Origin of the sequence: Streptomyces prasinopilosus (genome assembly GCF_001419695.1) — a bacterium.
Taxonomy (GTDB): domain Bacteria; phylum Actinomycetota; class Actinomycetes; order Streptomycetales; family Streptomycetaceae; genus Streptomyces; species Streptomyces prasinopilosus.
The window spans coordinates 1-7,902 of record NZ_LIRG01000030.1 but is presented as its reverse complement, the minus strand read 5'-3'; the positions used below and the strand labels follow the sequence as shown (position 1 = coordinate 7,902).

Here is a 7,902-nt window from a genome sequence, read left to right as displayed (position 1 = left end):
AGCGCACCGACCGCGCGGACGCCCTGCGCAGGGCGTCCGCGCGGTCGGTGCGCTCCCAGGTGAAGTCGGGCAGTTCCCGGCCGAAGTGGCCGTAGGCGGCGGTCCGGGCGTAGATCGGACGCAGCAGGTCGAGATCGCGGATGATGGCGGCCGGGCGGAGGTCGAAGACCTCGAAGACGGCGTTCTCGATCCTCTCGACGGCGACCGTGTTGCTGCCGAAGGTCTCGACGAACAGGCCCACGGGCTCGGCCTTGCCGATCGCGTACGCCACCTGGACCTCGCAGCGGGCGGCCAGACCCGCCGCGACCACGTTCTTGGCCACCCAGCGCATCGCGTACGCCGCCGAACGGTCCACCTTGGACGGGTCCTTGCCGGAGAAGGCGCCGCCGCCGTGGCGGGCGTAACCGCCGTAGGTGTCGATGATGATCTTGCGGCCGGTCAGGCCGGCGTCGCCCATCGGGCCGCCGATCTCGAACCGGCCGGTGGGGTTGACCAGCAGGCGGTAGCCCTCGGTCTCCAGCTTGATGCCGTCCTCGGCGAGCCGGGCCAGGACGTGCTCGACGACCTCGGCGCGGATGTCGGGGGTGAGCAGGCCGTCCAGGTCGATGTCGCCCGCGTGCTGCGAGGAGACGACGACCGTGTCCAGGCGTACGGGCCGACTGCCCAGGTACTCGACGGTGACCTGGGTCTTGCCGTCCGGGCGCAGGTAGGGGACGGTGCCGTCCTTGCGGACTTCCGTCAGACGGCGCGAGAGCCGGTGGGCCAGCTCGATCGGCAACGGCATCAGGGAGGGCGTCTCGGCGGTCGCGTAACCGAACATCAGACCCTGGTCCCCCGCGCCCTGCCGGTCGAGCCCGTCGGCCGCACCGCCCGTGACCGAGCTCTCCCGCCTGCTCTCGTACGCCTCGTCGACGCCTTGCGCGATGTCGGGGGACTGCGCGCCGATCGACACCGACACCCCGCAGGAGGCACCGTCGAACCCCTTGGCCGAGGAGTCGTAGCCTATGTCGAGGATCTTCTCGCGGACCAGGGCGGCGATGTCGACGTAGGCGGAGGTCGTCACCTCGCCCGTGACGTGCACCTGGCCGGTGGTGATCAGGGTTTCGACCGCCACGCGCGACGCGGGGTCGGCGCGCAGCAGTGCGTCGAGGATGGTGTCGCTGATCTGGTCGGCGATCTTGTCGGGATGTCCCTCGGTCACGGACTCCGAGGTGAACAGGCTGCGCGACATGACACTCCAGGGCAGACGTGGTGGATACCGGTCGGCGTGCGCGCGGCCCCGGCGGCCGGAGCCGGAGGTGCGTGGCCCCGTCACCGCCGGCGGCCGCGCGTGCTTTTGACGCGGAGTCGGAAGGAGGGGTGGTTCCGGGCCCGATCAGCGGTGCGGGGCCCCCGTCACCGAACCGGACCGGTCTTGCGGAAGACCCAGTAGTCGGCGCTCTCCTCGGCGATGTAGTGGGCGTCCCCCAGCTTGAACTCCAGGGAGACCAGGGCGGCGACCTCCTCGGACCGGGCGAACTCCTCGAATCCCGTCTCGGCCGCGTAGCTGCCGCGGGTGGACACCGCGATCAGGCCGCCGGGCAGGGCGTACTCGATCAGGGTGAGCAGCGCCGTGGGGCGCACGTGGCCCAGGGTGAACACACCGCTGCTGACCACAATGCCGTACTGGTCCAGACGGTCGTCGCGCCGGGGCACCGAGAGGTCCACGCCGCCGTGGACCTTCCGGTACGCCTGGGTCCTGAGGGCCTCGGCGGCCATGTTCTCCGAGAGGTCGACGCCGTCGATCACGTAGTCGCCCAGGGTGCGCAGGACACTGCCGACGAGGCCGGTGCCGCAGCCGGCGTCGAAGACGGTCGTGTCCGGCGTGACGTAGGCGGAGGCGAGCAGGTGCACGAGGTTGGCCGCCACACGGGGCGCCACCCATTTCTGGTCCGCCAGGTCCACGTCGTACCGCGACGCCCAGTCCTCGTAGTAGTTCTTCAGCCCCGGGGCGTCGTCGAAGAAGACGTGGGACTGCTTGATGTTCGTGAAGGAGCTGCTCATGCGGATTACTCCCTGTGGGTTCGGATCGACGATCGTGACCGTTCTCTTCCTCGCTCCGCTATGTCGCCGCGGGCACGTCTGACGCGTCCGGTTTCTGCTCGGCGCCGGCGCCGTCCCCCCGCGATCGGGAGTTCTTCACGTCGAACGCCATGTAGACGGCGATTCCGGCAAGAATGAACAGGGCGCCGCCGACCTCCGTCCAGGTGGGCGTCCGCCGTTCCGCCGGGAGACTCATGATCGCGCCGAAGATCGTCTCCGTGGCGAGCAACGGCCCGACCAGGGGAACCGGAATGCCCTGCGCCGCCTTCACCCAGATGTACGTGCCCCACCAGGAGCCGATGACCCCGAGGAAGACGCACCAGGCGATGATCTTGAAAAGGGGGTACGGGGAGAAGGTCTCCTCGGGCGTCGTGGCGATGGCGAAGGGCAGCAGGACCATGGAGGCACCGCCTGCCCCCATGGCCACCAGCGCCGCCCAGATCTTGGGGTCCGGCTTCGTCTCCCAGGTGCGCTGCGACTGGGCGTTGCGGACGACGAAGTAGGACCAGGTGAGCATGGCCATGATGGCCAGCAGGATCCCGAGAAGCGAGTCGTGCGCGCGGTCCGAGGGTCCTTCGTGGATGAAGTCCACGGCGCTCAGGAGGGTGAGGCCGGAGAGGATCAGGAGGACCGGCGCGACCAGCTCGCTCCACGACATGCGCTTCTCCGCGAAGTTGCCGGCCACCGCGATGGTGATCGGCGAGGACCCCACGATGACCGCGGTGATGAAGCCGCTGCCCATGGTGGCGGAGTACGAGACGCAGATGTAGAAGACGAAGTACCCCACGAAGCCTATGTACAGGCCGAACAGGATCCTGCGCGTCGGCATCAGCCTGAGCTGCCGCCGGCCCCGGCACAGGACGTACAGGCCGCACAGGCCGAACAGGGAGTACCGGCCGGTGACCAGGAGCAGTTCGCTCGCCGGCTTGACGGCGGCCGGGGCGGGGAAGGCGAAGGCCCACAGCAGGGCGGCCGTCAGCGCCGCTGTCACGTTCCTCTGCGTGCTCCCCATTACGCGGTCGTCTCCAGTGAGAGATCCCGGCCGGCGGCGAAGCCGTTCCGCACCAGCCAGTCCCGGTTGTACACCTTGGAGATGTACTTGCTTCCGCTGTCCGGCAGGACGGTGACGACCGTGGCCGGTTCCCTCAGTGATCGGGCCACCCGCACGGCTCCCCACACGTTGGCACCCGAGGTGCCACCGCAGAGGAGCCCCTCGCGTTCGGCGAGGTGCCGGCAGGTGGCGAAGGCGTCGGCGTCGGTGAACTGCAGCACGTCGTCGACGACCGAGAAGTCCATGCACTTCGCCAGGTGGTCCTCGCCCGCGCCCTCGACGAAGTACGGTGCGATCTGCGCGGGGTCGACGACGCCCTCGTGGAAGTAGCGGTGGTAGATGGAACCCACCGGATCGAGCAGGACGGACGTCACGGACGGATTCCTCGACTTCAGGAACCGCGAGGTTCCGGAGATCGTGCCGCCCGTGCTCCCCGATGCGACGAACGCCGTCACCGACCGCCCGAGCGCCTCCCAGATCTCGGGGCCCGTCGACCGGAAGTGCGCCTCCGCGTTGAGCGGGTTGTCGTACTGGTTGAGCATGAACGAGCCCGGCGTCTCCGCGTGGATGCGCCGCGCGCACGTCACGTAGTGCTCGGCCGAGTCCGGCGGGGCCGAGGTCGGGCAGACGATGACCTCGGCGCCCAGGGCGCGCAACGTGTCCCGCTTCTCCTCGCTCACCTTGTCCGGCATGGTCAGGACCACGCGGTAGCCCCGTGTCGCCGCCAGCATCGCGATCGCCGCACCCGTGTTCCCGGAGGTGTTCTCCACGATGGTCGCGCCGGGCCGGAGCAGACCGCGGCGCTCGGCGTCGTCGAGGATGTGGCGGACGATCCGGTCCTTGATGCTGCCCCCCGGATTCATGAACTCGGCCTTGGCGAATATCCGGACACCGGCCGGAACGTCGAAGGTCCTCAGTTCGACGAGGGGCGTCCCGCCGATGAACGACTGGACATTCATGCCGACTCCTTAGGGGATGGGGAAAACGGCGGTGGAGAGCGGGTGCGGCGGGTGTGCCGCGGACACCGGGCCGGAACCGGCCCGGTGCCCCACCGTCCGCCGCGGACCGTCAGTGCGCCGAAGGGATGCCGAAACCCGGTCAGAGGGCGGAGTCGGGAATCTTCACCGAGTCGAGGATCGCGACCGTGTGACCGACCCTTTCGCCCCTCTTCACCAGAGCCAGGGCGTCCAGCGCCGATATCTCGAACGGCGCCAGCTCCTCCTCCAGTTTCAGGGCCTGCGCCCCGGCCGTCGCGGGCGACAAGCCCTCGAAGGCGTCGTGCAGCACGTTCACCGGGTAGAAGTGGAACGGTCCCAGGCCCTCCCTCTCCCACTGGGCGTATCCGCCGACCACCTCGGCCGGTTCGGACTGGACCTTCCAGGTGTAGGTCAGGATGCTGCCGTTGTAGCCGGCGGCTCCGGAGAGGGCCAGGATCTCGGACAGCGGAATGCGCGCACCGATCGACGACAGCACGCGCCCGCCGACCCGGAGGAGGGGATGCGCCTGCTGGAGGGCCAGGTAGTGCAATGTTGTGAGGTTCTTCTCCGTGAAGCCGGGGATCTCCTCGCTGCGCTCGGTGATGAAGGTCGAGCTCGTCTGGCCGTCGGCCAGGTCCTCGGTGCCCGTCATCGGGATGTTGGGGAGGTTCTCGTAGATCACGTCGATCTGCGACAGCCTGCCGGCCAGCGGGGCGAGGAGGTCGCCCGCGCCTCCGACCAGTTCGACGTCCTCGTTCAGGAGGTTGCCGCGGATGTTGTCCCGCGCGTACGCGAGGACGTCCTCGTGGAGGTCGGTGAAACCGACGGTGCGTGCCTGCAGGATCTCCACGGCCGCGAGGGCGTCGAGGCCCGCCCCCGTCCCGATCGTGCAGAACCGCGGGGCGAGTACGCCCATGCGCGCCAGCGTCTTGAACGCCGGCACGGCAACGCTCGCCACCCAGTCGGCGCGCGGATCCTCCGCCTTCGGGAGGTAGGAGTGGTCCGAGAGCCGGAGCCCGATGGACGACCTGATCCGTTCTGTTTCGCTTATCCGGAAGAACTCGCCGGGTGACACGACCAGTTCGGCATGGTCGACGCGTGTACCCATTTCGGTCTCCTTAGAGGTGGCGACGGCACTGCTTCCGCGGGATTCTCCGGCCGGCCCGATGCGACGGGGGTCGACGGGCACGCGGAACGGTCTGTGCCGAAGGGAACGACTGCGGTCGGACGGCGCCCTTCACGAGGAACGGCGTCCTGCGGTGGCGGTGATTCCACTATCGTCACGCCCGGCAAGGCTTTACAAGGGACGCCCTGTTGCCTGTCGTCAGGCAACGGTGGCAACACGGGCCCCTCGCCCCGGTGCCGGGTGCGCCGGTCCGGTGTTCGCCGGTGCACCGGCCGGCCGGCGTGTGTTCTTTCCTGCCATTGCCCCGGACGCGCGTGACCGGGCCGCAATGATCTGCATACCGCCATGAAGCGGACGGACTCCGTCCGCTGACGGGTCGTCAACTAGCAGAGACGTGACCGGACCGCAACGGAAGAAAGGTTTCCAGTCGCATCGGGAGGGCCCCGTTGACACCCCGAAGATCAACTCCCTAGCATGTAGCTATACCGGTTGGTATACGTCACCGTTCCTCCCCCTTGGTGAAGGAGATGTGCGCGTGTTGCTCCATCCGTCCGTCGTAGCGGCTGGTGAGGCATCGGCTGTCCCCGGAACGTGCGCCGTCGGTTCGCCAAGAGGCCGATGGCGCGGCGGCGACCGGCGCGCGAGGACGCGGCCCCCGGCCCGCACGGGAGGAGGGAACCCGTGAAACCCGTACGCATCCGCGACGACGCCGAGTCGCAACGCCGGCACCTCTCGGCACTCGGCCGGTCCCTGGGTCGGCGTGCCCGGCCGGCGGGAACGTCCGGCAGCGTCTCGGTCCGATCGGGCGAAGCGGTTCTGATCACCGCCGGCGATCCGGACGGAAGGCTGACGGGCCGCCAGGGCACCGTGATGGTCGACCCGTTCCGAGGGCTGCCGCTGATCGGGGAGAGCGAGTGGCCCCCGGACGAAACCGCGGTGCACCTCGCCCTCTACCGGCGGCTGCCCGACTGCGGAGCGGTGATCTACGCGCAGGGGCCGTGCGTCGAGGCGCTCACCCCCTCGGCCGACGGCGGCGGTCGCTCCGGCCGAGCGGTCCCCGGGGAACCGGACACGGCACGGACGCCCGGCTTGCCGGACGCCCGCCTGCCCGCGGAACCGCTCGTCACGGACCAGCCCGATGCGTCGCGCGTCGCCGAGGACGTGGCGGCCGCTCTCGACGCCTCGGTCGCCGGCCCCCCTCCGGTTCTGCTCGTCGGACGGAACGGCCTGGTCGCCTGGGGCCGTGACACCGGCGAAGCACTCGCCGGGCTGGAGCGCGTCGAACGGCTCGGCCACCTGCCCCGGGCCGGAGCGGACGCCGGTGAACCCGCCGCGGCCGGGGTGAACGCCCGGTGACGCGGCTTCAGATCATGCCGGAGGACGCACCGGGGACGGTGCGTGTGCGGACCGACGACCTGGACGTCATCCACGGGGAACTGCTCGGGATCGGTGTGCGCCTCGTCCGGTGGCACGCGGCCCGCCGGCTTCCGGCCGACGCCGACGACGCCACGGTCATGAAGGCCTACGAGAGCCACATCGACCACCTGAGAGCCGAGGGCGGCCACCGGATCGTCGACGTCGTCCGCCTGACTCCCCCGCGGGCCGGTACGGGCCGGGGCCGGCGGACGGGCCCGGCGCGTGAGGATTTCCTGCGGGAGCACGTCCACGACGACGACCTGGTGCGCTTCGTCGTGGCGGGGACGGGATGCTTCTCCCTCCACGTCGCGGGCCAGGTGTACGCGGTGCTGTGCACGGCGGGGGACCTGCTGTCCGTACCCGGCCGTACGCCTCACTGGTTCGACGCGGGCGCCCGCCCGAACTGCACCGCGATCCGTTTCCTGCAGCGGGCCGACGGCGGGGCCGTCCGGCTCCTGCCGGACGGCATCGCCTCCCGTTTCCCGACCCACGACGATCTGCTGGCGTCACCGGGCGGCTAGCCCGGCGCGTCGCCGGAGACCTCCGCGGCCGTCCCCGCCGGTGCGGGGCACGACCTTCCGCACCCGGCCCTCTCCTCGACGGGGGCCGCCGGCTTCCGCCGCGTCCCTCCACGGCCGTCGGGACGGTCCGAAGCGTGCGACCCGGATCACCGGGACCACCGCCCGGGCCCGGAAGCGGGCGCGGCCGTCGCGGCCATCCCGGTCCGAGCCGGCCGTTCTGGATCAGAAGCACAATTCTGGGGGCTAGACAGTGATACGAGAACCAGCTCAGGGCTCGTCGTCGACTCAGCGTGCCCAGGAGAGAACCGGCTCTCCCGCCGGCACACCGGCGACGTTCGGGCAGTTGCTGCGGGCCCACCGGACGAGGCGCGGGCTTTCGCTCACGCGGTTCGCCGCTCTGGTGCATTTCGACCCGGGCCACATCAGCAAGGTCGAGACCGGCAAGCGGTCGCCGTCGGTGGGCTTCGCGAAGGCCTGCGACCGGGCGCTGCACGCCGGAGACGCCTTCACCGCCATCGCCTCCGCTCTGGAAGCGGCGACCCGCCGGCAGCAGGGCTGGGTCCGGCCCGCCCAACTGCCCGCGGCGAAAAGGCACTTCGTTGGACGCCATGAGGACCTGCGGCGACTGGACGGGCTGCTTCAAGGCCGCGAGCGCAGACTCGCGGTACCCGTGGCGGTGATCAACGGCCCGCCCGGCGTGGGGAAGACCGCGCTCGCGGTGCAGTGGGC

Annotated in this window: 8 protein-coding genes; 3 read left to right on the top strand and 5 right to left on the bottom strand. The window is 70.3% G+C overall.

Annotated features, from left to right (window positions below):
• The 5 genes from metK to AOK18_RS01965 form a co-directional block, all read right to left on the bottom strand.
• On the bottom strand, positions 1-1,231 hold a 1,231-nt coding region (metK, locus tag AOK18_RS01985), incomplete at its 3' end, for a methionine adenosyltransferase (protein WP_079104802.1).
• Positions 1,232-1,395: 164 nt separating this feature from the next.
• Positions 1,396-2,043 carry a class I SAM-dependent DNA methyltransferase gene (locus AOK18_RS01980; protein WP_055570366.1) on the bottom strand — a complete coding sequence of 216 codons (648 nt, stop codon included), beginning with the start codon at positions 2,041-2,043 and terminating at the stop codon, positions 1,396-1,398.
• 58 nt (positions 2,044-2,101) lie between these two features.
• Complete coding sequence (locus AOK18_RS01975; RefSeq protein ID WP_167738639.1) at positions 2,102-3,073, bottom strand: DMT family transporter; 972 nt, start codon at positions 3,071-3,073, stop codon at positions 2,102-2,104.
• A 20-nt stretch (positions 3,074-3,093) separates the two neighbouring features.
• Positions 3,094-4,092: a PLP-dependent cysteine synthase family protein gene (locus tag AOK18_RS01970; RefSeq protein ID WP_055570364.1), complete on the bottom strand. Its 999-nt coding sequence runs from the start codon at positions 4,090-4,092 to the stop codon at positions 3,094-3,096.
• Between the two features lie 139 nt (positions 4,093-4,231).
• On the bottom strand, positions 4,232-5,218 hold the full coding sequence (locus AOK18_RS01965) for a class I SAM-dependent methyltransferase (RefSeq protein WP_055693119.1): 987 nt from the start codon (positions 5,216-5,218) through the stop codon (positions 4,232-4,234).
• Positions 5,219-5,917: 699 nt separating this feature from the next.
• On the opposite strand from AOK18_RS01965, the gene AOK18_RS01960 reads away from it, so the two are divergent.
• From AOK18_RS01960 to AOK18_RS01950, 3 genes are all read left to right on the top strand, one after another.
• The gene (locus AOK18_RS01960; RefSeq protein WP_055693118.1) at positions 5,918-6,592 is read left to right on the top strand and encodes a class II aldolase/adducin family protein; all 675 of its coding nucleotides are present in this window, start codon (positions 5,918-5,920) and stop codon (positions 6,590-6,592) included.
• Positions 6,589-7,173, top strand: a complete 585-nt coding sequence (locus AOK18_RS01955) for a hypothetical protein (protein ID WP_055570361.1) — start codon at positions 6,589-6,591, stop codon at positions 7,171-7,173. The genes AOK18_RS01960 and AOK18_RS01955 overlap by 4 nt, the downstream gene beginning before the upstream one ends.
• A gap of 250 nt (positions 7,174-7,423) precedes the next feature.
• A partial coding sequence (locus AOK18_RS01950) for a helix-turn-helix domain-containing protein (RefSeq protein ID WP_157864996.1) occupies positions 7,424-7,902 on the top strand: 479 nt, incomplete at its 3' end.